This window comes from Paenibacillus violae (genome assembly GCF_032461945.1).
Classification (GTDB): domain Bacteria; phylum Bacillota; class Bacilli; order Paenibacillales; family NBRC-103111; genus Paenibacillus_E; species Paenibacillus_E violae.
Window position 1 is genome coordinate 367030 of the sequence record NZ_JAWCUD010000001.1, and the last position, 23977, is coordinate 391006.

Sequence of the window (23977 nt, forward strand, 5' to 3'; positions counted from 1 at the left end):
GTTCACTCCTGCTCCCAATCGGTTTTCTTTTTCCTGGGTTTAGGAATATATCGGAGTATCGTTTCCGGCTTCAGATAGGATTGTCTTTTATTTGTATATTGGTAAGACGAGCGTATAAAGCTGTCTCTTAGATCCTTAGGTCGCAGCGGATATAGGGGGACGGTGTAAGGACTTCCTAACGATGTCAGTCTTGTGATATGAATCAGGATAAAGCAGATCCCGAATATCATGCCGATCGCTCCCCAGTACGAGGCCATAATAATGACGGGAAATCGCAGGAAGCGGATTGTATTTGACATTTTGTAAATCGGTGTTGCAAATGAAGCTAGCGCGGATAAAGAAACGGTGATGATTAAAATGTTACTTGTTAATGCGGCTTCAACGGCCGCTTGTCCGACAATAATACCGCCGACGATACCGAGCGTTTGACCGATCTTGGTGGGCAGCCTGGCTCCGGCTTCGCGAAGAAATTCAATCGTGATCTCCAGAAAAAGTACCTCTAGAACCGGGGAAAACGGCACATTTTGCCTGGAGAAAATAAGCGGCTGCAGCAAATCCTTTGGAATGACTTCGTAATGAAACGTCGTAATCGCGATATACAAGGAGGACGCAAAGAGTGAGAACACAACACCAAATATACGGATAATTCTAAAAAACGAGCCCAATATCCATGGCAAGTAATAATCTTCCGGTGAAATGAAGAAATCATACAGCGTCGAAGGTCCTGTAATAAAATAGGGAGACCCGTCGCTAATCACGGCAACTTGGCCGGAAATTAAAGAGTAGATGACTCGATCCCTTCGCTCCGTTGATACAAATAAGGGGAAAGGGGACAACGAGTTGTCAGAAATAATCTGATCCAGCTGTGCAGTATCGAAGACTACTTCAAAATCGATGCTGCTGATTCGCTGTTCAATGATGGATACGTTATCCATATTCGTAATACCATCGATATAAACGATCGCGACTCGGGAGTTGGATAAGCTGCCAATCGTCAATATTTTTACGATCAGATTAGGAACTGTGAACTGGCTGCGAAGTAGATGCAGGTTGATGTCAAGGTCTTCGACAAAGCCAACTTTAGGTCCAACTACGCTGAATTCATTATCCGTATCATTGTTTTTGCGAAGCCCGGCTTTACTGATTAATGGAACTAAGGCGCACAAAGTATCATGCTCATTTTTTTGGATAATGGCATGTCCCTGGTAAAGTTTTGTTTGGATATCCGCGATTTGGTCGGTAATTTGAATGCCTTCAATGGTTATTAGCTGTTTTAAATCATTCAGATGTTGAATTTCCGTTCCAGCCGCGTTACTTTCGATTGCACGAAGCAGCTGCTCTTGCAGAAGATGTTCATCAATCAGAGTCTTATAATAATGAATGGTTAGGGGAGGCTCAGTGAATGCGATCGTGCTGCTGGTAAAGTCGCTGGACCGTTTCGCAAGGTGGAGCAATTGTTCTATGTCTTCGGCCTTCGTATTCAGCATCGCGCACGCCATCCATTCTTCCTTTTTGTTGGTATTTTTTGTTATTTGCTGATTTTTATGCATCTTCCTTCATCTTTCTTTAGGCTTTGACCTTAACATACGCTAACTTCTAAGTAAGATAGGATGAGTCCTCATCCTGCATCAGAAGTATAGTAAACATGTAAGCAATGCGAAGCTAGGGAGGCATATTGAGATGAGCCAATTAACGAAGGAAGAAGTCGCTTTTTATAAAAAAAATGGGTACCTGCTGCATCATAAGCAGCTGTTTTCTGCGGAGAAGCTGGCTGAATTGACGGCTATTTTTGAGGATCAATTAGCCCAGAAAGGCAGCAAGCTGTCCGATGAATTAGACACGCCGCATTTTCGCGAAGAGAGACTTCTCAAGTTCCTGCTCTCGGACGAAGCGCTCGATTTGGTGGAACCGCTGCTCGGGCCGAATATCGGATTATGGTCCAGTCATTTTATATGTAAAGATCCATTGATCGGCCGAGCAACGCCTTGGCATGAAGATTCCGCTTATTGGCGTGGACGTGTAGACCGGCTGGACAGAATAGTAACCATTTGGCTCGCCATTGATCCTAGCAGCAAAGAGAACGGATGCATGCAGGTGATTCCCGGCACCCATCATAATGGATTCTCCGAGTATGAGTCGGTTGATAGCGCCAAAAATCTATTCAGCACGCAAATTAAAAATTTGGATACCTCCAAAGCCGTTCACTTTGAACTAGGCAGAGGAGAGTGCTCGCTGCATGATGCGCGGATCGCACACGGTGCTGACCCGAATAGGAGTGTTGACCGGCGCTGTGGATATACGATGCGCTATTTTGCAACGGATACGAAGGTGTTTCCAGAGAAAAACAAAAATTTCAAGGTGTGGTTGGCTAGAGGGAAAGATTTAGCAGGAAATCAATATGCCAATGTGTAATAGTGCTTAAAACGAGAGGAGCGGGAGCGGATGCGTAGAAAAGATCAGCCAGAGCGATTAACGAGCGAGAAGTTTATTCATCCGTCCAAGTCCTTTCATATCTACACACAGCATGTGGATCGGCTCTGCGAGCTGCATTGGCATGAATTTTACGAACTTTGCTTTGTATGTGCGGGGCATGGAAGAAATGTCGTCAACGGTGTTTCTTATGACCTGCGTCCCGGCAGCTTGTTTCTGCTGACCCCGGCTGATTTTCATGAGATCGGGCCTCTCGAGGGCGAAACATTGCATTTGTATAACCTCGTGTTCTCCGACGATTTATTTAGCGGGGAGCTGAAAACGTTATTTTTCCAAGAAGCGGGAGACTTTCGGAATGCGGACATGAGGGAGAGTTTTGAAAAAATCGAAGATGAGTTCCGCTTGATTTGGGAAGAGTCCCAGCATCAAAGGATGGGTCATACGCACATCGTGAAAGGGTCGCTGGAACGTATTCTGCTCTATGTCGCCAGAGCAACTTCCGCAGCCAAGCGGCAGGAGGAGAAGATTGCGCACCAGAAGCATCCCGATGTGCAAAGAGCGCTTCTTCATATCCATCATCATTTCCGGGAAGGCATATCTTTGGAGGAAGCAGCCAAGCAGGCCGGTCTGGCGCCAAATTATTTCTCCCATGTTTTCCGCAAAACAACAGGTATTCCATTCCAAACGTATTTACAGGATCTCCGCTTGAAATTTGCCAAGTCACTGATTATTTCCTCCGATTATCCGATTACGGAAATCTGTTATGCTTCGGGTTTTCAAACGATAACGCATTTTGAACGCGTATTTAAGCAGCGTTTTGGGCAAACGCCGAGAATGGTCCAGAAATTGCGCTCATCCGAATTTTAACTAGATTATTTAGTCAGATATTACAATTGATAGCCCTTATAGCCTGTGCTATACTCTAGGCAACTTTTGGGAAATTTCAAAAGGGTCAAGGGATAAAGGGGAGGAAACATTCACATGTCAGCATGGATTGGTCAAGGGGATGTCGTTTTATTTCAAGGGGACAGTATTACGGATGCAGGACGTGTTCGCGACAACGGCAATGATTTGGGTAGAGGTTATGCTTTGATGGCAGCAGCTCAATTTTCGGCAACATACCCGGAAAAACAGGTGCAATTCCTTAATCGCGGAATATCAGGCAATCGTGTTGTGGATTTGCAAAAGCGTTGGGATCAAGACTGCTTGAATTTAAAGCCTAATTTAGTATCTATTTATATTGGGATTAACGATACGTGGAGACGTTATGATCGTAATGATCCGACATCGACGGAGAGTTTTGAAGCGGGATACCGTGATCTGTTGACGCAAACAGCCGAAACAGGCGCAAAGCTTGTGCTCATTGAACCTTTCGTGCTGCCCGTACCCGAAGATCGCAAACAGTGGAGAGAAGACCTCGATCCCAAAATCACGGTCGTCCGTGAATTAGCCAGAGAGTTCGATGCACGTCTAGTGTGCTTGGATGGCTTATTTGCTCAAGCGTCTTCGAGAGCTGAAAGCGCATTCTGGGCGCCGGACGGCGTACACCCATCTCCGGCTGGACATGCTTTGATTGCCAAAGCTTGGCTGCAGGCTGTCGGAGCAATCGAGTAATCAGAAGCTTATTCATTCAGCCATAAGCCGTACTGCTGGCGGTATTGCAGCGGAGTGAGACCGGATTTGGCTTTGAACATCCGTGTAAAATAGTTGGCATTCTCCACGCCAAGTTCATAAGAGATTTGAGAGATCGGCTTCACGCTTGTAGCGAGGAGCCTTTTTGCTTGCTCTATTTTTAGACTATGTACAAAATGGAGCGGGGCTTGGCCGGTTTGTTTAATAAACAATTTGCGCAAGTGTGAATCGCTAAGCTGCACCAACTCGGCGAGTTCCCTGATCTCAGGCATGCGGCTCGGATGAGAGAGCAGATAATGAATGATCGTATGAATACGGTTATCCATGTGTGTATAAGGTGAAATCGGCTGATCCGGCATCTCGCGATTCATCAATTCATAGAGAATACGCAGGAGAGAAGACTGCATGAGCAGGGAAATCACCGGGGAGTTGTCCCCAATATGGGTCAGCATATCACGAATCGGGGATTGTACATTGTGCAGAGCCTGATCAAATACGACAGGTAAATTGAGCACGTGCCCCCAGCTTCGATTGCTAAGGAGAGAGATTTCAGCGTCAAAATTAATGCTCGTTAGCGCAAGCTCGCCGGTAATTGCATGGTAACTGATATCCGTATGAGCGGGCAGGATGCAGATCTGACCTTCCTTACAGGTGTACCGGATATGATCGACTTCCAGCAGGAAACTGCCTTGCTGTACAATCCATAGGACGGAATGATGCAGCGTTCGGTGGCTGGCCTGCCATTTGTAGTCCAGCTCATACTGTTTAATATGCAAAAAACGAATGTCCAGAGAGTCAATGATTAGTTGATAGGAGTTCAATGTACCAGCCACCTCGCTTCGAGTTCCGTTTGTCTTTTTAGCCATTGTAGCATGAGGGTCTGCATGAAAAAAGAACTTCTTATCGGCTTATTTCTGCGGTACTTCGCCTCGAATGGCCTCATTCCGGTTAGGTTTGTCTTCCCCGTGTACCAGATAGGTGCGGATACGCGTTGTATCGCCGCCCCATTCCTCCATCAGGAACTTCACTTCAGGCGTCGTATAGCGCACAGAAAAAGCTACACGTGGGATGTTGGAGTTGTTTTTTTCAGAACCATGGAACGTTGCTTCATTAAAAAAAGCGATTTGACCAGGGGACATTTCGAGGTCAACCGCTTTCGACTCATCGATGGCTTCCGCTGGCAAGCCTTCTGAAAAAGCGCTTTGATCGGTGCCTGTTGAGACATGTGCAACATGCGCTTTGTGAGTTCCCGGTATGACCCTTAGACAGCCGTTCTCACGGATGGACCAGCCTAAGCTTACCCATGCGGTTGCATTAATCGCGGGCTCCATTGGCCAATAATTGATATCCTGATGCCAGGGAATAAATTTATCGTTATTTGGTTCCTTATACCAGAAATGCATCGCCCACAGAACGAGGTCTTCACCAAGGATTTGCTTCATTGCTGCAATAATGCTGGGATGGGTGGCTAATTCATAAGCCCAATAATGGTTTTGATGCCAGGCGGATAGGTTCATTTTGGTTGGACCAGGTTCGTACTTGGACTGGTTGATGACATCAAAAAATCGATTATAGTACATATCGGCTTCTTGCAGCGATAATCCTTGCGTAGGACCACTGTAGCCTTCCTCGCGAAATTGCTCGATAGAAAACGGATTTCCTTTGGTAATCATTCGCAAAACCTCCAATAAGATTAGTTTGGAATTACTTATAATCTAATTGTAAGATGACGCCTTAAGAAACATAAGTGATGAAAACGATTATGAATAGCACAAAACGATTATTTGTAATGATCCTGATGAATGTCGCCAATCACCAAAATTGGAGGAAAAACGGTTGTGCTTGGCGAATCGTATAAGTTGCAATTTCAAGCTTTAGATGAGGACGTTGTGATGGGTAAAGGGGTCAACGAATGAATAAATTACTAGATGCAAGCTTACTCCTACACATGCTGGATGATATTGAAGATTCGATTTACATTATGAAAGTGGATGGCGCTAATTTGAAGTACTATTATGTGAATCGAGCTGCGACACACTTCAGTGGGAGATCGATGGAAGACGTAGGGCTGACATTTTTTGATACGCATGCAAGTCACATGGCCAACTATTTACATAAGAAATATATGCGGGTAGTTAAAGAGCGGCGTACGGTTAAATATGAAGATGGTTTTGTGCTGCCCAATGGCATGTTAAGCGGGGAAAGCATACTGACTCCTATTTTTGATGAAAACGATAATCTGACCTATATCTTCACCGTAACGCGTGACATTACAGAACGCAAAATCCATGAAAATTTGCTCTATGATTATGCTTATCATGACGAACTCAGCAGGCTGTACAACCGGAGATATTTGTTGGAACATGTGATCCATCCAGCTACCTTGTATTTACTTGACTTGGATGACTTCAAAAATATCAATGATATGTTCGGACATGATGTAGGGGATACCGTTCTCGTTGAGGTTGCGAATCGTCTCATTCAACAGTTCGGCACGAATTATACGCTGGTGCGACTGGGTGGAGATGAGTTTATTGTTGTAGCCAATCAAGCATCAGAGCCAGCGGAGCAGACGGCAGATACCATCATTCAGCTCTTCCAGAAGCCGTTTAACGTAAATGATCGGCAAATGAAGTTAAGCGTAAGCATTGGCGTATCGCTGAGAGTCGAAGAAGAGACCATTCAGACCCTGCTTAAGCAAGCGGATATTGCTTTATACAAGGCTAAAGGCGCTGGCAGAAAAAGGTTTCATATTTACGAAGCCGCTTACAAATACGATCATGTTGAAAATTTTATTCATGAGCTTGCGCTCTCTCAGGCGATTGAAAAAGAAGAGCTGTATGTGCAATATCAGCTGATCTATCATCCGGTGAAGCAAGCGGTGATTGGAGCGGAAGCGCTTTTGCGTTGGCATTGCGGCAGCAGGGGGATCGTCCAGCCCAATAGCTTTATCCCGGTAGCTGAGGAAACAGGATTAATTGTCGACATCGGGTACTGGGTTATTCGGCAGGCCTGCAAGGACTGGCATCTTTTAAAAGAGGTATATGGCGCTGAGTTTAAACTATCGGTTAACATATCCAGGGTTCAGTTGAACGAAGTAGATTTCGTTGTGCAGCTATTGAACATCATGGAGGAAGAAGAAGTAGCTCCTCAGTCCATCGAGCTTGAAATCACAGAAAGTACGACAGTACATTCCATGCAGGAGGTTCAGCAAACACTGCATCAGCTGCGTGCGTATGGTTTTACCATAGCTTTGGACGACTTTGGGACCGGTTATTCGTCGCTGAGCATGTTAACCTTGCTGCCGATAGATAAATTAAAAATTGACAGATCCTTTATTGCGGATGGTAATGCGCCGTTAATTGCTGCGATGCTGGCTATGGCGAACGCGCTTAAACTGCAAGTTATCGCCGAAGGCATTGAAACATATGAGCAGTACGTGATGCTGAAGGAAATGGCTTGCTGGGGGATTCAAGGCTATTATATCAATAAGCCGACAGATCTTCATTTGCTTCCGAAGCAAGTGGAATTGGGGGCTGAATAGTACTGCTCAATGAGACTCTCCATGGTCAAGTATGACCTTGGAGGGGCTTTTTGGTGTTTGGAGATTGCGGGGAGGAGGAGGAGGGTGGAGCTTGGCGATGGATAGGAGGAAGCGGGTTGCGGTAAAGGATGGTGATGTGGACCGGTGGCAAGTCACCCGCATGGTTATAGGGGAACTACAGGCTGCTGTTCCACTCAAAAGGCACATTTTCCGCGAGCAAAAGGAACTGTGGTCCCTTATTTTGCCGGTTCACCCGAAAATCCTGCCAAGGAGAACGATTAAGACCCTGTAGTTCCCCTCCGTGAGGAAACGGCTCGTTTTTTTGCAAATAGGGGACTCAAGTTCCCTTAAGTGAATCCTTAGCGGAATTTCCAAGGTTGAAAGTAATTTGTCATGGCTAGGTGTGGTGGAGGTTGGCTGTACGGTGATTTGACATTTTTGTATCCCATGCGTGCCTGCTCGGATAGCTAAATAAAACACAACAGAACCTAGAAATATCCCTGTCCATCTGGAAGAGGTTGGTTATAATAAAAGTTGTTCGCTTTTGTTTTGAAATGTTTGAATGCGTGTTATTTTAGTCCGGATAGGATGGAGGAGTTGAGTGCGCCGCTTGGCGTAAGTAAAGCAGGATGCAGTTTCAAACAACAACTAGAAAGCGCATACATAAAGTATAGGCTCGTTTAGTTATCGTAATCTAACCAATAACTCTACGTTAGGAGCATTCGATGATGAAAATGTTAAAATCTAAAAAAGTCATCCCATACGCCTTAAGCTGTATGTTATCTTTCTCTCTGCTCCCCCTGGCTACACCGGCATTCGCGGCAACGCTCTTAACGGATGACTTTGAGTCCTACAGCAGCTTCCCTGCAGGAACCTGGACGAACGCCTCAGGAAACGGCTCATGGAGCATCGCAACCGACGGCAGTAAAGTAGCTGCCCAAACGTCGTCCACAACGAACACGTACATTGTTACAAACGGTACCTCTTCATGGAGCAACTACACTTACTCTGCAAAAGTAAAAGTTGGCTCTACTAGCGTGCGTAACGGAATTGTGGCGCGTTATACGAACAGTAATAACTACTATTTCTTAATCTTGTACAATGGCAATTTACTTTTAAATAAAAAAGTAAGCGGTTCCACGACAACGATCCAACAGGTGCCTTTTACCGCGAATACGTCCACTTTTTATAATTTGCAGCTTGTGGTGAATGGAACATCCGTGCAAGGTTACGTGAACGGCACTTTGATGGTTCAGGGCACGGATACGAGCTTGACGAACGGAGTGCCTGGCTTTTATGCCAATGGGGTTGCCGAGTTTGATGACGTTTCCGTAACGGACAGTGCCGTCAGCGACACGCAAGCACCGACAGTGCCTACAGGTTTGTCCGCATCGGCAGTTTCGAGCGCCCAAATCAATCTCACGTGGACGGCTTCAACAGATAATGTTGGCGTGACGGGTTATGATGTATTCCGCGACGGATCGCTAATCGGTTCTACAGCAACTACTTCCTACAGCGATTCCGGCTTAAGTGCCTCAACCACTTACAGCTATACGATTAAAGCGAAAGACGCCGCAAACAACTTATCGCAAGCAAGCTCCCCGGTTTCAGCCACAACACAGGCGAGCGGAGGAGGAGGCACAGTTGTGAACGTATCCACGTCAGCTCAGCTGGCTTCGGCGATTAGCAGTGCGACAGCAGGAACAACCATTGTGCTTGCAAACGGCACTTATACGAACGGTGGTAATTTCAGCGTAAGCGGAAAAAATGGAACCGCTGCTAACCCGATTACGATTAAAGCGGCAAACACGGGACAAGCCATCATTTCCGGAGGCGCTTATTTCATCGTGTCGAACTCTTCCTACGTCGTGATTGAAGGCTTGAAATTTATGAACACCGGCAATACCGCGGTGAAATTGGATCAAAGCAACAATGTACGCGTAACGCGAAATACATTTGCCTTGACCGAAAACGGCAATTCGCTCAAATGGGTGTACATCGGCGGCGCCAACAGCCATCATAACCGGATCGATCACAACGAGTTTGGACCAAAGCATGATTTGGGCAATTTCATCACGGTTGACGGCTCATCAACGCAAATATCGCAGTACGATACGATTGAGTACAATTACTTTCATGATATCGGCCCGCGTGCAACGAATGAAATGGAGGCAATCCGGCTTGGCGTAAGTACGCTCTCGATGTCGGACGCTTTTGCTACAATTCAGTACAATTTATTTGAAAACTGCGATGGCGACCCGGAGTATATTTCGGTCAAAAGCGGTCATAACACAGTTCGTTATAATACATTCCGCAACTCCCAAGGGGTATTGTCTTCCCGCCATGGACACGCACAAAGCTTCTATGGCAATTTCTTTCTCGGGGACGGAGTGAAAGCCGGTATTGGGGGCATTCGCTTGTATGCCAACGACCATAAGGTTTTCAATAATTATTTTGAAAATCTGACAGGCAGCGGTTATGCGGACGCGATTAACGTGGACGGAGGAGATTTTGACGGCGGTACGAACGGGAATACGTTCACCAGCTCGGACCTCAGTAAACACTGGAGGGTTTATCGGGCGCAAATTGTCAATAACACCATTGTGAATAGTACCACGGGGGTCGTAATTGGCGGTAATTACACGCTAGCTCCGGTAGACAGCACAATTGCCAACAATATCGTAAATAATGCAACAGGGACGTTATATAATGAGGTAAAAACAAGCAATACGACATTCTCAGGCAACATTGGCTTTGGCTCCACACTAAACAATAAATCGAGAACAAGTGCAGAAATCAACAATGTGAATCCACTGCTGACCACATCCGGGGGATTGCAAAAGCTAAGCACGTCCAGCCCTGCAATTAATGCGTCAACCGGCTCATACACATTCGTAACGACCGATATGGACGGTCAGTCCCGGACAGGTGTGAATGATGTCGGCGCAGATGAATATGCCACAAGTACAATAACGAATGTTCCGCTTACGACTTCGAATGTAGGACCGCTTGCGCCATAGCTCGTCCCATTACGTGCAGTAAACTTAGTTACCTCGAAGTAAGTCATTTTCTAACACCTGGCAATCAGTTATACTCGTGAAGGTAGGGCACGTACTGATGACAAAGGAGGCTTATCAAGTGGGGACGAATGAGAAAATAGGCGGCGGTGGCTTTCACCACCTCGCGTTAAGAGCGAATGATTTTGAAGCGACGGTGAAGTTTTATACCGAGGGCTTAGGTTTTACGGAAAAGACAAGTTGGGGCGAAGGGGATAAAAGAATCACTTTGCTGGACTCCGGGGACGGCAACTATATGGAGGTTTTTGCTGGAGGAACAGGTGAAGTGAAACCGGAAGGTTCCTACTTCCACGTTGCTTTCCGCAGCAATGACGTAGACAAAGCGGTTGCAGCGGCGGTTGCCGCTGGCGCGGTTGTGACGGTGGAACCGAAAGATGTTGTCTTAGGCAGCAATCCTTCGACACCGGTTAGAATCGCATTTGTCAAAGGCTTGAACGGTGAAATCCTTGAGTTTTTCCAAAGCACGGGAGAAAACCCGTTGTAACATAGCGAGCTCTCCTCTTCAGATCAACTGAATAGGAGAGCTTTTTTTTGTAATAAAGAGGGGGTATGATACAATTTTGACGAAAGACGAGCCATTTGGAGGGAAACGATGAAGGCATTGATATTTGAACAATTTGGCGGACCGGAAGTGCTTCGGTATGCAGAGATCCCTGACCCTGGCCTGACGTTAGGGCATATCATAGTTAGGACTAAGGCAATTGGACTCAATTTTGCTGATGTTTATCGCAGACGGGGAAACTATCATTTGGCGGGAAAACCACCTTTTATACTAGGTTATGAGGGCGCAGGGGTCGTTGAACAAGTTTCACCGGATGTGGCGCATATTCAGGTTGGTGACCGCATCGCCTTTTGTGATGTTCCTTTTGCGAACAGCGAGTTGGTCGCTGTGCCTGTTGACCGGGCAATACCGGTGCCATCCGATATTACCTTCGAACAAGCCGCTGGCCTCCTTCTTCAAGGCATGACAGCGCATTACTTAGTCAATGACAGCTATGCCGTCCAGGCAGGCGACGATGTCGTCGTTCATGCCGCGGCAGGAGGCGTGGGGCAGTTATTGATTCAACTCGCCAAGAGTAAAGGGGCAAGGGTCATCGGCTTGACCTCGTCGGAAGCCAAACAGGCGGCCGCACTGCAAGCTGGTGCGGATATTGTATTCGGTTACGACACGGAATGGGCGCAGGAAGTGATCCGCTTTACGGGGGAGAAACAAGGCGCTAACGTTGTTTATGATTCCGTTGGCTCCACGTTAATGGAAAGTTTTGCGGCTGTCAGAACGAAGGGGACAGTCGTGTTCTATGGCATGGCGGGAGGAGATCCGCCGCATGTAGATCCTAGAATGCTCATGGATTCTTCGAAGACGTTAACCGGCGGCGACTTGTGGAACCATGTGACCTCCCTGGCCAATCGAATCGAGCGTGCAGAGGCGCTGTTTCAAGCGCTTCGCGAAGGCATCATTCAGATGGGCGGCCTGACGAGCTTTGCTTTAAAGGATGGTGCAGAAGCACATCGATTAATTGAAAGCAGACAGAGCACCGGGAAAATTTTGCTCATCCCATAAACAAAAGGCCATTTCATCACGAAGTGAATGTTCTTCTTCGAGATGAAATGGCTTTATTGTAATAGAGGACTGCAGTTCCGCCTATTCTTGAAATAACCCTCTGCGAACCTCTAACCCTTGCTCGGAATACCTCGCAATTAACTCATCGTCAGCCTCTGCATCTGTGATCAATAAATCAATTTCCTTCAGAGAAGCAAATGAAATCAGCGCAGTCTGATCAAATTTCGTATGATCGGTAAGCAGAATTTTCTTTTTCGAAGCTTTGATCATTCGCTTCTTCAACTCCGCTTCATCCCGGTGAAACACGGAGATGCCCCGTTCCAAATCGATGCCCGTGCATCCCAGAAAAGCAATATCCACATTAAGCTCATCGACCATTTGGATGGCGCTTGGCCCGATAATCGTATAAGTGCCTTTGCGCCGGTAACCGCCTAACATGCACAACTCGATATGAGGGCTTTCCGCCAAAGCAGCGGCGATCTTCGTATCGTTCGTAATCACGGTTAGCGCGCGGTGTTGGATGAGCTTCGCAAGCTCCAGCGTCGTAGAGCCTCCATCGAGCAGGATGATTTGGCCGTCCTCTATCGATTGATAAGCTTCTGCGGCAATCTGTTCTTTCTCCGCTTGCTGGCGGACTCTTCGTTTATGAATCGGCAGCATCGAATTCGAGCTTTCGACGAGAACGGCCCCTCCGTGTACTCTTTTCAAAATACCGGAAGCCTCTAATTTCTCTAAATCCTCGCGAATCGTTTTCTCGGTTACCTGATAGGCTTTGCTCAGCTCAGAAACCTTGATTGAACCTGCCTGATTCAGCAACTCGATGATTTTGGAATGTCTAACCTCGGATAACATCGTTCCCCCGCCTTCTATCGTTTTCCCTGAAAAATTGTAACGTGCATTTGTGTTTGTTCTTGTTTGTTTGATTGGTCATTTGAGTATATCAAAATTGGCAGCAATAATATACCCAAGCTCATACAAAGAAAGCCCATAGGCAATCCTCTTCGAATGAGGTATCTTGTTGAGATTGACACATCGCAGACGGAAACGAGGTACTTCATGATGAATCATCTTTGGAAAAAGCTTACGGACATTAAACTGCCCTTTTGGGTCATGTTTATGAATACATTCAGCATGGCGGTTGGCTTTTATATGATGATTCCGCTGCTAGCTTCCTACTTGCTGCACGATTTGTTGCTGAGTGTGACGATCGTGGGCGTCATTTCGGCTATACGCAGTCTTAGCCAACAAGGGCTTTCTGCCTTTTGCGGCACCTTGGCTGATCGGCTTGGCTATAAGCGGACGATTTTGATCGGATTGTTTATTCGGACCTTTGGTTTCGGGATGTTCGGCTTCGTTGATCATGTGCCAGGCTTGATTATTGCCTGTTTTTTCTCCGGCTTGGGCGCGGCGTTGTTTCAACCTGCGAGCTATGCGTATTATGCAGCTCTTTCCACACTTCAAAATCGGATCACCGTCTATGCGATTCGTGAAATGCTGAGCAATTTGGGTTTTGTCGTGGGACCCGTTGTGGGCGCGCTTTTAATGGGGTTTCATTTTAAATATGTGAGTTTGACGGCGACGCTGATTTTTGTCTTTTCCTTTTTCTTAAGTCTCCTTTTATTGCCGCACATTAAAAATGAACAGAAACCGCAGGACGCTCGCATGCTCCCGCAGATGAAAAAGGTGCTTCAAAACCGTGCTTTCCGCCGCTTTATGGTGTTCACCATGATATCGTGGTCGCTTGTCGCGCAGCTCTATATGGCCGTTCCATTCCGCGTGAATCAAATTGCGCCGGGAGCCAATATCGGCCTGATCTATTCTTGCGGAGCCGTCGTTATGGTGCTGCTTCAGGTTCCGTTTGCCAAGCTGGGCCAATCGAAAATGCAGCCCTTCGGCGTGCTGTCACTCGCAACACTGCTACTTGCTGCCGGACTCTTCACCATCGGGATGACGGGGTCCATGATCGGGATGTATGCCGGTGTAATCGCGTTTATGATCGGCCAAGTTTTTTTGCAGCCCATGATGAATACGATGGTGTCCGAGTTTGCAGGGAGCGGAAGTATAGCCAGCTATTTCGGCTTCAATAGTTTTGCGCTGTCTATCGGCGCTATGCTCGGTAATGTAGGAGGCGGCTATTTGTACGATTTGGGGACGACGCTTGGTTGGCGTGCGCTTCCCTGGATTTGTTTCCTGCTGTTTGGCCTTATGAATATTTTCTTTATGTTAAAAGAGCAAGGGCGCCGGACAGACTCGAAAACGGTGTCGGCGTGAGGCGAGAAATGGACCTGGCGAAGCTTTCTTGCGACGCCCGGTTTTTATTAATTTTGAACAAATAGTCCATGCTCTTGCTCATCCTATACATTCAACCTAGGCGAAAACCATGGTATTCTGAGTTTATAAGACAACCAAGGGAGGCAAGAAATTGCTATGAGTAACAAGTTGAATATTGGTGTAATTGGAGCAGGTTCGATTTCCGAAATGCATTTCGAGTCCTACGCGAAACAGGCTAACGCTAATTTATACGCGGTGTGTGATCTTAATCGTCAAAGAGCTGAAGATAAAGCAGCCAAATATAACATAGAGCACATCTACACGGACTATCATGAATTGCTAGCTAATCCAGAGATCGATGCCGTTAGTATTTGTACATGGAATAATACGCATGCTGAGATCAGTATTGCGGCTTTGCGCGCAGGCAAACACGTTCTAGTAGAAAAGCCGCTTTGTAAAACAGTCGAGGAAGCGCTGCGTATTCAAGACGCTGTCCGTGAAACGGGGAAAACGCTGCAAGTAGGTTTTGTCCGCCGGTATGATGCCAATGCCCAACTGGTCAAATCGTTCATTGATCACGATAATTTGGGTGAAATTTATTATGCGAAAGCGTCTTGTATTCGCCGTTTAGGTAACCCTGGCGGCTGGTTCGCGGATTCGGAACGTTCCGGCGGCGGGCCTTTGATCGATATCGGCGTACACGTCATTGACTTATGCTGGTATATGATGGGCAGACCGAAGCCAATTTCCGTCAGCGGGAATACGTATAATAAGCTTGGGAACCGCGCAAATGTTCGCAATCTTTCCTTTTACAAAGCGGCTGATTATGATGTAGCCCACAATACCGTTGAAGATATGGCGAATGCCTTGATTCGTTTTGAAAATGGAGCATCGTTGCTGGTCGATGTCAGCTTTACCCTGCATGCCAAAAAGGACGAGATTGCCGTTAAACTTTATGGGGACAAGGGTGGCGTGGAAATTGAGCCTGAGCTTGTTTTTGTCACGGAAATGCACGATACGATCCTGAATGTATCCCCGCAAACGGATGCGAAATCGATCAATGTGCCGCAAGCTTTTCAAAATGAAATTAATCACTTCATCGAGAGCTGTCAAACGGGAAGCACACCGATAAGCCCTGTCGAAGACGGAGTTAACATGATGAAAATGTTGTGCGGTATTTATGAATCGGCTGCGAAAGGCCAAGAAATCAAATTATAGTCCGGTAGAAACTAGCATGGAGGTACTCACATGAAATTGGGCGTTAGTACGTATAGTTTATTTCAAGCGCTGAAGTCCGGCGAAATGGACATCATGGCGGTCATCGACTGGATTGCCGATCAAGGCGGAGAGCACGTTGAAATCGTGCCTCTGGGTTATGATTTGCCCGGTAACTTGGAGCTGGCGGATCGCATTCGCGAGAAGGCGGCATCACGCGGTATCGAAATTTCCAATTACGCGATTGGCGCTAATTTTCTAACGGATTCCGAAGAAGCTTATCAGCAGGAAATTGAGCGGGTAAAAGGTGAAGTTGATCTCGCGGCGAGGCTCGGCGTCAAAAAGATGCGTCACGATGTCGCGCAAAGCGCGGACCGTTCGATTGCCAATTTCAATAAACAACTGGATCGTATGGCGGAAGCTTGTCGTCAAATTGCTGACTATGCCCTGACTTATGGTATTACGACAAGTGTTGAAAATCATGGTTATTTTGTGCAGCATAGTGACCGTGTTCAAGCGTTAATTCAAGCGGTGAACCGTCCGAATTTCCGGACGACACTGGATGTGGGCAATTTCATGTGTGCGGATGAGAACTCCGTGGCAGCTGTGAAAAATAACATTTCCTATGCATCAATGGTCCATATCAAAGATTTTTATCTGCGTCCGTCTCACCAAAATCCAGGTCAAGGCTGGTTCCAAACCTTGCAGGGGAACTACTTGCGCGGCGCGATTGTGGGACACGGAGATATTGATATGAGAGCAGTGCTGCGCGTTATCAAGGACTCTGGTTACGACGGATACATTTCCTTGGAGTTTGAAGGGATGGAAGAGTGCAGAACGGGTACGTTGATAGGGTTGCAAAACATTAAAAGATTATGGGAAGCTATGGAATAGGCAGTCATTCATAGCTTTGCGAAAGGTGCTGACAATTCGAATGAATCCAATTGGTATCATGGTGGACAGTCTCCGGCTTGGCGTGCGGGACGGTTTGAAGAAAGCGAAAGAGCTTGGCGCTGACGGGGTACAGATTTATGCGGTTTCCGGCGAGATGGATCCGGCGAATTTATCATCCGGAGCACGCAAGGAGCTGAAAGACTACATTGCCTCTCTGGGGCTTGAAATCTCAGCACTGTGCGGGGATTTGGGCGGTCACGGTTTTCAGGATGCTTCTGCGAATGCAGAGAAAATCGAGAAATCGAAGCGTATTCTGGATCTTGCCGTTGAGCTTGGCACCAAAGTCGTCACAACGCATATCGGTGTCGTGCCTGAGCAAACCAACGATCCGATCTATGAAACCATGCACCGGGCATGTGAGGAATTAGGGGTATATGCCAAAAGCTTAGACGCTTACTTTGCTATCGAAACCGGTCCAGAGACTGCGGCGCATTTGAAAAGCTTCCTGGATTCCCTGTCTACCAACGGAGTTTCGGTAAACTTCGACCCTGCGAATATGGTTATGGTTACAGGTGATGATCCTGTTCAAGGTATTATCACGCTGAAAGATTATATTGTCCATACGCATGTAAAAGACGGCGTTCGCTTGCGCCAGGTTGACCCGCGCGAAGTGTACGGTTCACTCGGATACAAGCCGATGAGCCATGAGCAAATCGCCGAGGCTGCAACGTCCGGGCCGTATTACCGCGAGCTTGCGCTGGGCGAAGGGCATGTTGATTTTGCGCGATACTTCCAAACGCTGCGTGACATTGGCTATAAAGGCTACTTGACGATTGAACGTGAAGTTGGCGAGCAGCCGGAGAAGGATATTGCTAGCGCTATTGCATTTATCCGGAAATACCAATCATAAAAGTGAGACTGAGGATATGATGTTATCCTCGGTCTTTTTTTTATGTGCAGGTCTGGACTTTTCCCCACTTTTTTAAGACAGAAGCCCAAGCGTTTTCGTGTTTATAGATGGTAAAGTGGAGCTATAAACAATTATTTTTATGGGCTTGTGTATATAAAAAGGAGCTGAATTTTCTTGACAATATCCAACACAGCGCAACAGGTTTGGCAGGAAATGATCCAAGATCATACCGGGAATTGGGGCATGGACATTGAGCATTGGGATTGGGTGCCGGGCGTTGGTTTGATCGCGATGCTTGAATATTATGAGGCTGCAGGTAAGCCTGAAGTTCTGTCTTATCTGAAGAAATGGATCGAGCGGAATAAGGAGAAGGCGAAAGGAACGAAGGTGATTAATTCGATTGCCCCGTTTGCCATTTTCCCTGCGCTTTACCGGCTTGAAAATGACGAGTGGTTCCGGGATGAGGCCGTTCGGATCGCTGAGTGGATGATCGCGGAAGCACCTCGTACGCGGGAGATGGCCTTTGAACATACGGTAACGGAAAATGCGGTATTCTCCGAGCAGGTGTGGGCAGATACGATATTTATGGCCGTATTGTTCCTGGCTCGGACCGCGTCTCTGGTTGGCAGCACGAAATATGCCGAGGAGGCGCTGCAGCAGGTACTCATTCATCTCAACGTGCTGCAAGATGAGAGCACCGGTGTATTGTTTCACGGATGGAACTGCGACTCCGCGGATCATATGTCCGCTGCACGGTGGACACGGGCGAATGCGTGGGTTGCGGCAGGTGTTCCATTGATTGTGAAGGAGATCGGACCGGTTATCCCTATTCCTGATGAACTTAAAATGAGATATGAGCGCTTAATCTCCGGTCTTATTTCTTATCAACAAGAGGACGGTTTGTGGAGCACAGTGATGGATCATCCTGACTTTTACCGGGAGGTTTCCGGTAGTGCGGGAATCGGTTACGGCATTCGAAAAGCGATGGAGATCGGCCTCATCGAGCGTAATGACCGGCATCAGGCAGCTGCTGATCGGGCGCTGGCTGCCATACTTTCCTCCATTTCAGAGGATGGCGTCGTATCTGGCGTATCTGGAGGTACACCCGTCATGAAAAGCATCGCAGCGTACCAAGAGATTCCGCAGTATCCGACTTTGTACGGGCAAGGGCTTGCACTCATGCTGTTAGCAGATACTTGCCGGGATTCAGGAGAGTAGAGCAAGCAGCAATTTGATCCGGGGCGCGATTGCACAGCTTCCTCACTGTTGCTTCGCACACTGCAATAGAATAAATAAGCCAGAAGGTCTATCCAGACTCTCTGGCTTGTTTCAATTTCGAGCACTGTTTACTGTTTCCTTACGATACTGTTTGGGAGTAAGGGCGGTGCTTTTTTTGAACACGCTAAAAAAATGCGAAATATCGCCAAACCCCGTAGCCGCTGCGACCTCCGTGACGGGGAGATCCGTTTCTGCCAGCAGTCGCTTCGCCTTGTTCAATCGATAGTCGGAGAGGAACTGTTTCATCGTGCTGCCTGTGGTTTCTTTGAACAAATTAAACAATCTGGAGCGCGAAACGGGAAAAAGCTCAAGCAGGTCGTCGACATGCAAATCCTCTTGATAATGGGCAATCAAGTAGGAGAGCACATTACCGATCAGCTGCTCATCTTCCGACCTATGGGGGCTTGTAACACCATGATGTAAACCAAGCAGCAGGAGGAAAAATTCTGCCAGGCATTTTAGCACATTTAACTCGAAGTGCAGCTTTTTGTCTTTAAGTGTTTGTTCCAGCTCAGCGAGCAGCATTTGGAGCTGATCCAGCTGCTGAACGGATAAGAAGTGATGGCTTGACTCAGGATGCATCGCTTGCAGAAATCCGGAGATCGACAAGTCTGTCTTTCGGCAAAGCGCGTGAATGCCCTCCATATAAGATTCATCGATGGAAAGGACGTATCTGTGGAAATCCTGATCTAGCATATGATAGGGACGATGAATGACACCTGGTTGAATGACTGTCAGTGTACCGGCATGGAGGGGATACAATTGATCGCCGGCAATGTAAGAGCCTGTCCCTTGGAGTACAAAATAAAACTCGTAACCATTATGGGCATGCAGTGACTGTTGATGCAGAGGCGACTTGCGGAGCTCGCAATGTACAGGATAATTCGCCAGAAAATGATTCGTAAAGTCATCAATGGCGTAATCACGGACTGTTGCGGGAATCGTTGTGCTCACGAATATCGCCTCCTTGTTCTCACTAACTGCACTTACTATACGAGATTGGTTTGTGAGTAGACAAGCTTTTTTTAGTTGCTCCTGAATTTCAGCTAACGGAACGAGCGGCCTTTATTGCGAGGAAATATGGCTCCGCAGAATTCTAACGGACGTCAGAGCCGCTATTCACGATAATAGCGCGAAAATTGGCTGTGAATTGGCCCGATAACGGCACTGAGGTCCGTTAAAGCTGAGAATTGCCCGATTTAGTGCGAATAACGGCTGTGAGGTCCGTTAAAAGTGGGCGGAGTCCACGCACCCCCAGTCCACCGCCGCGTGCCTCATCGTTGGGGCACGCGGCGACCAAGAGGTGGGGAGCAGCAGAGGAACTGGGGCTGCTAGGCGTCAACCTGCCAAATAAATGGCAGCAAGAAAAACAAGCTGCAAAACAGTGCGGACCGGCAGCGAAGGCGTGGGCTCACCGCCAATCGTTAATTTATGGCGGGCCGCCCGTACATTGGCGGGAAACATGGCGATGAGCAGCACTATCAGGCAGATGGAGGCGACACGGGATGTGGCTGGAAATAAAATGCCGATCGCAGCGGCAATTTCCAGCCACCCCGTAATGGTGACGATCAAGTCAGGTCTTGGGAAAGCCGGGGGCACCATGCGAATGAGGTCAGGACGTCTTTTTCCCCAATGAGCGGAGGCCGTTAGCAGCAGCATGACGGCGACAGCGCCCTGCATAGGCGTATGCCAACCTTCGAAATGGGATACACCAAGCAATCCGAGTACCCAGAATATCAGATAGGAGACAATCAAAGCATAAAAAGGAATCATTGCAAATCCTCCTTCTATTTTTTCAGTATTTGCGTCATCATACCGGCGAAATCCTCGAGTTGAAACCCCGCAGTCACCATCGGAATTGTAGAACGGACGCGTAAGCCGAGAGAAAGAAGAACAAACATATCGGCTGTTTTTTCGGCATCCACCGATTCCGGAATAACACCGTGCGTTTGGCCGGTGACGATCCACGCCTTAGAGACCTGCACGGAGCGTTCATAGTACAGCTTAAGCGTTTCGGCAACTGCCGGCTGATCTTCTTTACCGAGCAAATAGATCAAAACTTTGTTGGTCACTTCCTGTGCATCGTCCAGTGCTCGGAGATTTTCAAGGATTTTCTGCATAGGTCCTTCGAATGTAGCGCCACCTTGTTCTACAACATCATGAAAACGCTCATTAGTAGCATCGAGCCGTTCCTGCAGCACCCAGGCGAAGATTTCATCTTTACTTTTCACATAATGGAAAATAGCGCCTTTGGACAATCCGGAGCGATCCATGATGTCCTTCATGGTGATCGCCTCGCACCCTTTTTCCCGGATGAGTTCTTTGGTTGATGTCAGCAGAACTCCCGTAGTTTGCTGTCTGCGCTCCTCTTGTTTCAATAAAATCACTCCTTTTTTCATATCGATGTAATAACTTCATTATAAATACCGACCATCGGTTTGTAAATGGCTTTACCTTCCACAAATTGGATTTATTTCTGAGCATCTCTCACGGACAGAAAGGTGGTATCAACTTCGAAGAGTATACGATGTCAGGTCTAAACAACATACTGCAGCATATAGGGGTCATTCATCTTGCAAAGACGAAAAGCAATTCGTGGTATATTAGAAAAAATGCTGTGGTTCTGCCCTGTACTTATTATCGCTATTGGAAGTCTTCCAGACGTTGCGGGAAGCATGTGGTGGGATGCGTTCGGGGTTCTTTTATTTGTGGCTATCCTCATCATTTGCGGAACAGGTTTGCAACAAAAAGAAGAAAATTAATATATTTATAATAAAAAATTAATGTTTATACTCTATCATGGATCTAAGGGAGTGATAGATTATGACATCTTCTTACTTCGATCAATGGTTAGATGAGTATAATGATTATATTAGGCTCTATGAGATTTTTGGTGATAAGGAATATTTAGACGAAGCTTTAGAAATACGCAATAGTTTGCAAGTGATTGTAGCTAGGGCCGAAAAACATAAATCCATCGTTTCGAAAGTGATGAGCAGTCAAATGCATGCATATGGCAATGCGTAACTCTATTGAAACGAAAAACAGACTCTAGCGCTATCAAATGCGCAGAGTCTGTTTTCATAGACGCCTCTATTCAGTGGCAGCTTCAGGTTGTACATCGGCCTCAGAGGTCGTGCCCAATTTTTGTGTGCCAAGTATGGTGACAAGAACAGTCTCAGGATCGGAGAGAATTTCAACGTTCTTGGGTACTTTAAGATCAGCTACGGTGAGATGTTCACCAATGCTTAGTTTACTGATATCAAGCTGCAGGGATTCCGGCAATTTGTTAGGCATGCATCGTATCATGACTTCATGCGACTCTACTTGGAGAATGCCGCCTTCCTTCGTACCTTTGGCTTCTCCAACAAACTGGATGGCAATCGCGGTATCTAGTTTTTCTTTCATATCAATTTGCAAAAAGTCTACATGCAGCAATTGACCTGTCAGAGAATCCTTCTGGACGTGATGGATAATGACGGATTCCTTTGATTTTGAGGGCAATGCAACATTCAAAATGGCATGCGGATTGCGTTTCAGCGATGCTCGGATTTCTTTTTCCGGGACGGTGACATGTTCGGAATCCATACGAGAGCTGTATACTACAGCGGGAACTTGACCTTGTTCTCTCAGTTTCTTCACGGGACCTGTTCGTTCAGATAGTAAAATCGTTGTACTCATGTTCTGCACCTCCGTAGCGTAGTTAGAGCGGCGTTCAGCCCTATATACATGTACCCGCTAGCGTGCGGAGTGAAACAGGAAATAAATAGGAAGATTTTTTTTATTTTGGGCTTCTTTATCTTTCCATTTGAGAGTAAAATAGAGGACAAGAGGAGGATTGATAAAGGATGAGTACACTGAAAAGTTTCACTGATTCTGATCAACATATTTCGTTGGAGTTAAGAGATGATCATCTGACTGTGCTGCGTTTACACGGTGAAACGTCTATTTACCCTTTCAAAAATATTACTCTTGCCTCTGAGCCGATCCCAGAATACCCCCTGAACCGCGTGGCGCTCACAGTTATTGATTTCAACACTGGTGTAACCGATTTCAAATTTTCTTCTAGTAAAAATGATTTTGAAACTTTCGTCCAAACATTGATTGAAATTCATAGTGAGTTTGTCCCAAATCATTAAATCTATACTAAGCGATGGCTACTATCAGGATAGGCGAGGTGACTCGATCTATCCTTTTTCTATTTGATTTTTATGATATTGATTTCGAAAAACCTCAGGAGTTAAACCAACGGACTTACGAAAAGTTGAGATAAAATGCGAAGCATCCAGAAATCCCATAGTTTCCGCGATCTGCTTAATCGTCAAGTTATGCCCGGTAATGAGCAGTTCTTTGGACTTCTGAAGCCGCAGCTGCAGCAGGTATTGATAAGGGGAAAGGCCAAATGCTTTGCGAAAAAGCGTATTGACGTGCTGCGGACTGACGCCTAGCTCAGTAGACATCCAGGCAAGGCCGACATCGGCGGAACCAAAGTTTTGCTCCAATTGAAAAAGGAGCGGCAATAAGCGCTCATGGCTCTGGGAGATGGAGGCGCTTTTGTTGACGTTTCCGTGTTTTTTGAGCAACGTGAGAAATTGATAAACTTCCAGCGAGCCGTTCATTCCCGTGAAATCATAGCTATAACGATATTTTTCGTAAAAATATTCGTGTATGCTGGCGAGCGGAGTATCTATCCCCCAACTGATTTGGGTGGATAACGGGAACTCCAGGGCATAAACGATAGAGGCCGCGAGTGCGCCGTCAAAGGTCATATACCAAGTCGACCATTTGGAAGAGAGAACTTTGTACTCATGCGGAATGCCCGCGGCAAGCAGCATGCCTTGATTCTCGCCAAGTTTGATCGACTGATTGTCGAGAATGATTTCTCCGGAGCCTTCAATCGTTTGCAGCCAATGAAAGCAGGGATAACCGTCCTCGCGCTTATAATAGAGCTGCTGACTCTCATAGCCGACCGTTTCCAGGATCAGCGGCAGCTTGCGGTCCGTTTCGGTGATGACGAAAAACTTCCTGTAGTCTATAGCCATATCAGATGGCCATCTCTTTCATTTTTTAATATGTCATGCGTAGTATCTTATATTTTAAAAGAGATTATTGTCAGTTACAATAAATACATCGTTGATGAAAATTATACAACACCAATAAAGTGA

At 46.7% G+C, this 23977-nt stretch carries 25 protein-coding genes; 16 read left to right on the forward strand and 9 right to left on the reverse strand.

Features of this window, described 5'->3' with window-relative positions; genetic code table 11:
• Positions 1-2: 2 nt before the first annotated feature.
• Positions 3-1499 (reverse strand): spore germination protein, encoded by a 1497-nt coding sequence (locus RQP52_RS01320; protein WP_379174226.1) that lies wholly within the window; start codon positions 1497-1499, stop codon positions 3-5.
• Positions 1500-1680: 181 nt separating this feature from the next.
• On the opposite strand from RQP52_RS01320, the gene RQP52_RS01325 reads away from it, so the two are divergent.
• From RQP52_RS01325 to RQP52_RS01335, 3 genes are all read left to right on the forward strand, one after another.
• Entirely contained in the window at positions 1681-2412 is a 732-nt protein-coding gene (locus RQP52_RS01325; protein WP_315948992.1) for a phytanoyl-CoA dioxygenase family protein, read from the forward strand.
• 30 nt (positions 2413-2442) lie between these two features.
• A complete protein-coding gene (locus RQP52_RS01330; RefSeq protein ID WP_315948993.1) occupies positions 2443-3297 on the forward strand; it encodes an AraC family transcriptional regulator in 855 nt (284 codons plus the stop codon).
• 114 nt (positions 3298-3411) lie between these two features.
• A complete protein-coding gene (locus tag RQP52_RS01335) occupies positions 3412-4044 on the forward strand; it encodes an SGNH/GDSL hydrolase family protein (protein ID WP_315948995.1) in 633 nt (210 codons plus the stop codon).
• Positions 4045-4052: 8 nt separating this feature from the next.
• On the opposite strand, the gene RQP52_RS01340 is transcribed toward RQP52_RS01335, so the two are convergent.
• Both RQP52_RS01340 and RQP52_RS01345 read right to left on the reverse strand, forming a co-directional pair.
• Positions 4053-4928, reverse strand: a complete 876-nt coding sequence (locus RQP52_RS01340) for an AraC family transcriptional regulator (RefSeq protein ID WP_315948997.1) — start codon at positions 4926-4928, stop codon at positions 4053-4055.
• A gap of 42 nt (positions 4929-4970) precedes the next feature.
• Positions 4971-5735, reverse strand: coding sequence for a phytanoyl-CoA dioxygenase family protein (locus RQP52_RS01345; protein WP_315948999.1), 765 nt, complete (start codon positions 5733-5735; stop codon positions 4971-4973).
• A 239-nt stretch (positions 5736-5974) separates the two neighbouring features.
• Here RQP52_RS01345 and RQP52_RS01350 point away from each other — a divergent pair, with 239 nt between their 5' ends.
• The 5 genes from RQP52_RS01350 to RQP52_RS01370 all read left to right on the forward strand — a co-directional run bounded on the left by RQP52_RS01350 (position 5975) and on the right by RQP52_RS01370 (position 12244).
• On the forward strand, positions 5975-7606 hold the full coding sequence (locus tag RQP52_RS01350; RefSeq protein ID WP_315949001.1) for a putative bifunctional diguanylate cyclase/phosphodiesterase: 1632 nt from the start codon (positions 5975-5977) through the stop codon (positions 7604-7606).
• Positions 7607-7697: 91 nt separating this feature from the next.
• Complete coding sequence (locus RQP52_RS01355) at positions 7698-7898, forward strand: hypothetical protein (protein WP_315949002.1); 201 nt, start codon at positions 7698-7700, stop codon at positions 7896-7898.
• Positions 7899-8334: 436 nt separating this feature from the next.
• Entirely contained in the window at positions 8335-10626 is a 2292-nt protein-coding gene (locus tag RQP52_RS01360) for a chondroitinase-B domain-containing protein (protein ID WP_315949004.1), read from the forward strand.
• Positions 10627-10744: 118 nt separating this feature from the next.
• Positions 10745-11167 (forward strand): VOC family protein, encoded by a 423-nt coding sequence (locus RQP52_RS01365; RefSeq protein ID WP_315949006.1) that lies wholly within the window; start codon positions 10745-10747, stop codon positions 11165-11167.
• 108 nt (positions 11168-11275) lie between these two features.
• On the forward strand, positions 11276-12244 hold the full coding sequence (locus RQP52_RS01370) for a quinone oxidoreductase family protein (protein WP_315949008.1): 969 nt from the start codon (positions 11276-11278) through the stop codon (positions 12242-12244).
• Positions 12245-12325: 81 nt separating this feature from the next.
• On the opposite strand, the gene RQP52_RS01375 is transcribed toward RQP52_RS01370, so the two are convergent.
• Positions 12326-13096: a DeoR/GlpR family DNA-binding transcription regulator gene (locus RQP52_RS01375; RefSeq protein ID WP_315949010.1), complete on the reverse strand. Its 771-nt coding sequence runs from the start codon at positions 13094-13096 to the stop codon at positions 12326-12328.
• A gap of 204 nt (positions 13097-13300) precedes the next feature.
• Here RQP52_RS01375 and RQP52_RS01380 point away from each other — a divergent pair, with 204 nt between their 5' ends.
• The 5 genes from RQP52_RS01380 (at position 13301) to RQP52_RS01400 (ending at position 18752) form a co-directional block, all read left to right on the forward strand.
• Positions 13301-14515, forward strand: coding sequence for an MFS transporter (locus tag RQP52_RS01380; RefSeq protein ID WP_315949012.1), 1215 nt, complete (start codon positions 13301-13303; stop codon positions 14513-14515).
• 156 nt (positions 14516-14671) lie between these two features.
• Positions 14672-15733, forward strand: coding sequence for a Gfo/Idh/MocA family protein (locus RQP52_RS01385; RefSeq protein ID WP_315949014.1), 1062 nt, complete (start codon positions 14672-14674; stop codon positions 15731-15733).
• A 30-nt stretch (positions 15734-15763) separates the two neighbouring features.
• Positions 15764-16624, forward strand: a complete 861-nt coding sequence (locus RQP52_RS01390) for a sugar phosphate isomerase/epimerase family protein (protein ID WP_315949016.1) — start codon at positions 15764-15766, stop codon at positions 16622-16624.
• 28 nt (positions 16625-16652) lie between these two features.
• The gene (locus RQP52_RS01395; protein ID WP_315950348.1) at positions 16653-17534 is read left to right on the forward strand and encodes a sugar phosphate isomerase/epimerase family protein; all 882 of its coding nucleotides are present in this window, start codon (positions 16653-16655) and stop codon (positions 17532-17534) included.
• A gap of 174 nt (positions 17535-17708) precedes the next feature.
• A complete protein-coding gene (locus RQP52_RS01400; RefSeq protein ID WP_315949018.1) occupies positions 17709-18752 on the forward strand; it encodes a glycoside hydrolase family 88/105 protein in 1044 nt (347 codons plus the stop codon).
• A 111-nt stretch (positions 18753-18863) separates the two neighbouring features.
• Here RQP52_RS01400 and RQP52_RS01405 read toward each other — a convergent pair whose 3' ends face one another.
• The 3 genes from RQP52_RS01405 to RQP52_RS01415 all read right to left on the reverse strand — a co-directional run bounded on the left by RQP52_RS01405 (position 18864) and on the right by RQP52_RS01415 (position 21190).
• A complete protein-coding gene (locus tag RQP52_RS01405; RefSeq protein WP_315949020.1) occupies positions 18864-19766 on the reverse strand; it encodes an AraC family transcriptional regulator in 903 nt (300 codons plus the stop codon).
• Positions 19767-20150: 384 nt separating this feature from the next.
• The gene (locus RQP52_RS01410) at positions 20151-20585 is read right to left on the reverse strand and encodes a DoxX family protein (RefSeq protein WP_315949022.1); all 435 of its coding nucleotides are present in this window, start codon (positions 20583-20585) and stop codon (positions 20151-20153) included.
• Between the two features lie 14 nt (positions 20586-20599).
• Positions 20600-21190 (reverse strand): TetR/AcrR family transcriptional regulator, encoded by a 591-nt coding sequence (locus RQP52_RS01415; protein WP_326061938.1) that lies wholly within the window; start codon positions 21188-21190, stop codon positions 20600-20602.
• A gap of 195 nt (positions 21191-21385) precedes the next feature.
• Here RQP52_RS01415 and RQP52_RS01420 point away from each other — a divergent pair, with 195 nt between their 5' ends.
• Positions 21386-21574: a hypothetical protein gene (locus RQP52_RS01420; protein WP_315949026.1), complete on the forward strand. Its 189-nt coding sequence runs from the start codon at positions 21386-21388 to the stop codon at positions 21572-21574.
• A 61-nt stretch (positions 21575-21635) separates the two neighbouring features.
• Positions 21636-21839 carry a hypothetical protein gene (locus tag RQP52_RS01425; protein WP_315949028.1) on the forward strand — a complete coding sequence of 68 codons (204 nt, stop codon included), beginning with the start codon at positions 21636-21638 and terminating at the stop codon, positions 21837-21839.
• A 66-nt stretch (positions 21840-21905) separates the two neighbouring features.
• On the opposite strand, the gene RQP52_RS01430 is transcribed toward RQP52_RS01425, so the two are convergent.
• Positions 21906-22493: a 50S ribosomal protein L25 gene (locus RQP52_RS01430; RefSeq protein ID WP_315949030.1), complete on the reverse strand. Its 588-nt coding sequence runs from the start codon at positions 22491-22493 to the stop codon at positions 21906-21908.
• Positions 22494-22660: 167 nt separating this feature from the next.
• Here RQP52_RS01430 and RQP52_RS01435 point away from each other — a divergent pair, with 167 nt between their 5' ends.
• Positions 22661-22951, forward strand: coding sequence for a hypothetical protein (locus tag RQP52_RS01435; RefSeq protein ID WP_315949032.1), 291 nt, complete (start codon positions 22661-22663; stop codon positions 22949-22951).
• A 48-nt stretch (positions 22952-22999) separates the two neighbouring features.
• On the opposite strand, the gene RQP52_RS01440 is transcribed toward RQP52_RS01435, so the two are convergent.
• Complete coding sequence (locus tag RQP52_RS01440) at positions 23000-23854, reverse strand: AraC family transcriptional regulator (RefSeq protein WP_315949033.1); 855 nt, start codon at positions 23852-23854, stop codon at positions 23000-23002.
• Positions 23855-23977 lie beyond the last annotated feature (123 nt).

Coding starts and splice junctions, on each gene's coding strand:
- RQP52_RS01410 (WP_315949022.1), bottom strand. CDS start 20,585: ATGATTCCTTTTTATGCTTTGATTGTCTCCTATCTGATATTCTGGGTA.
- RQP52_RS01440 (WP_315949033.1), bottom strand. CDS start 23,854: ATGGCTATAGACTACAGGAAGTTTTTCGTCATCACCGAAACGGACCGC.
- RQP52_RS01435 (WP_315949032.1), top strand. CDS start 22,661: ATGAGTACACTGAAAAGTTTCACTGATTCTGATCAACATATTTCGTTG.
- RQP52_RS01370 (WP_315949008.1), top strand. CDS start 11,276: ATGAAGGCATTGATATTTGAACAATTTGGCGGACCGGAAGTGCTTCGG.
- RQP52_RS01330 (WP_315948993.1), top strand. CDS start 2,443: ATGCGTAGAAAAGATCAGCCAGAGCGATTAACGAGCGAGAAGTTTATT.
- RQP52_RS01430 (WP_315949030.1), bottom strand. CDS start 22,493: ATGAGTACAACGATTTTACTATCTGAACGAACAGGTCCCGTGAAGAAA.
- RQP52_RS01345 (WP_315948999.1), bottom strand. CDS start 5,735: ATGATTACCAAAGGAAATCCGTTTTCTATCGAGCAATTTCGCGAGGAA.
- RQP52_RS01385 (WP_315949014.1), top strand. CDS start 14,672: ATGAGTAACAAGTTGAATATTGGTGTAATTGGAGCAGGTTCGATTTCC.
- RQP52_RS01390 (WP_315949016.1), top strand. CDS start 15,764: ATGAAATTGGGCGTTAGTACGTATAGTTTATTTCAAGCGCTGAAGTCC.
- RQP52_RS01375 (WP_315949010.1), bottom strand. CDS start 13,096: ATGTTATCCGAGGTTAGACATTCCAAAATCATCGAGTTGCTGAATCAG.
- RQP52_RS01380 (WP_315949012.1), top strand. CDS start 13,301: ATGATGAATCATCTTTGGAAAAAGCTTACGGACATTAAACTGCCCTTT.
- RQP52_RS01350 (WP_315949001.1), top strand. CDS start 5,975: ATGAATAAATTACTAGATGCAAGCTTACTCCTACACATGCTGGATGAT.
- RQP52_RS01335 (WP_315948995.1), top strand. CDS start 3,412: ATGTCAGCATGGATTGGTCAAGGGGATGTCGTTTTATTTCAAGGGGAC.
- RQP52_RS01325 (WP_315948992.1), top strand. CDS start 1,681: ATGAGCCAATTAACGAAGGAAGAAGTCGCTTTTTATAAAAAAAATGGG.
- RQP52_RS01320 (WP_379174226.1), bottom strand. CDS start 1,499: ATGGCGTGCGCGATGCTGAATACGAAGGCCGAAGACATAGAACAATTG.
- RQP52_RS01425 (WP_315949028.1), top strand. CDS start 21,636: ATGACATCTTCTTACTTCGATCAATGGTTAGATGAGTATAATGATTAT.
- RQP52_RS01360 (WP_315949004.1), top strand. CDS start 8,335: ATGAAAATGTTAAAATCTAAAAAAGTCATCCCATACGCCTTAAGCTGT.
- RQP52_RS01340 (WP_315948997.1), bottom strand. CDS start 4,928: ATGGCTAAAAAGACAAACGGAACTCGAAGCGAGGTGGCTGGTACATTG.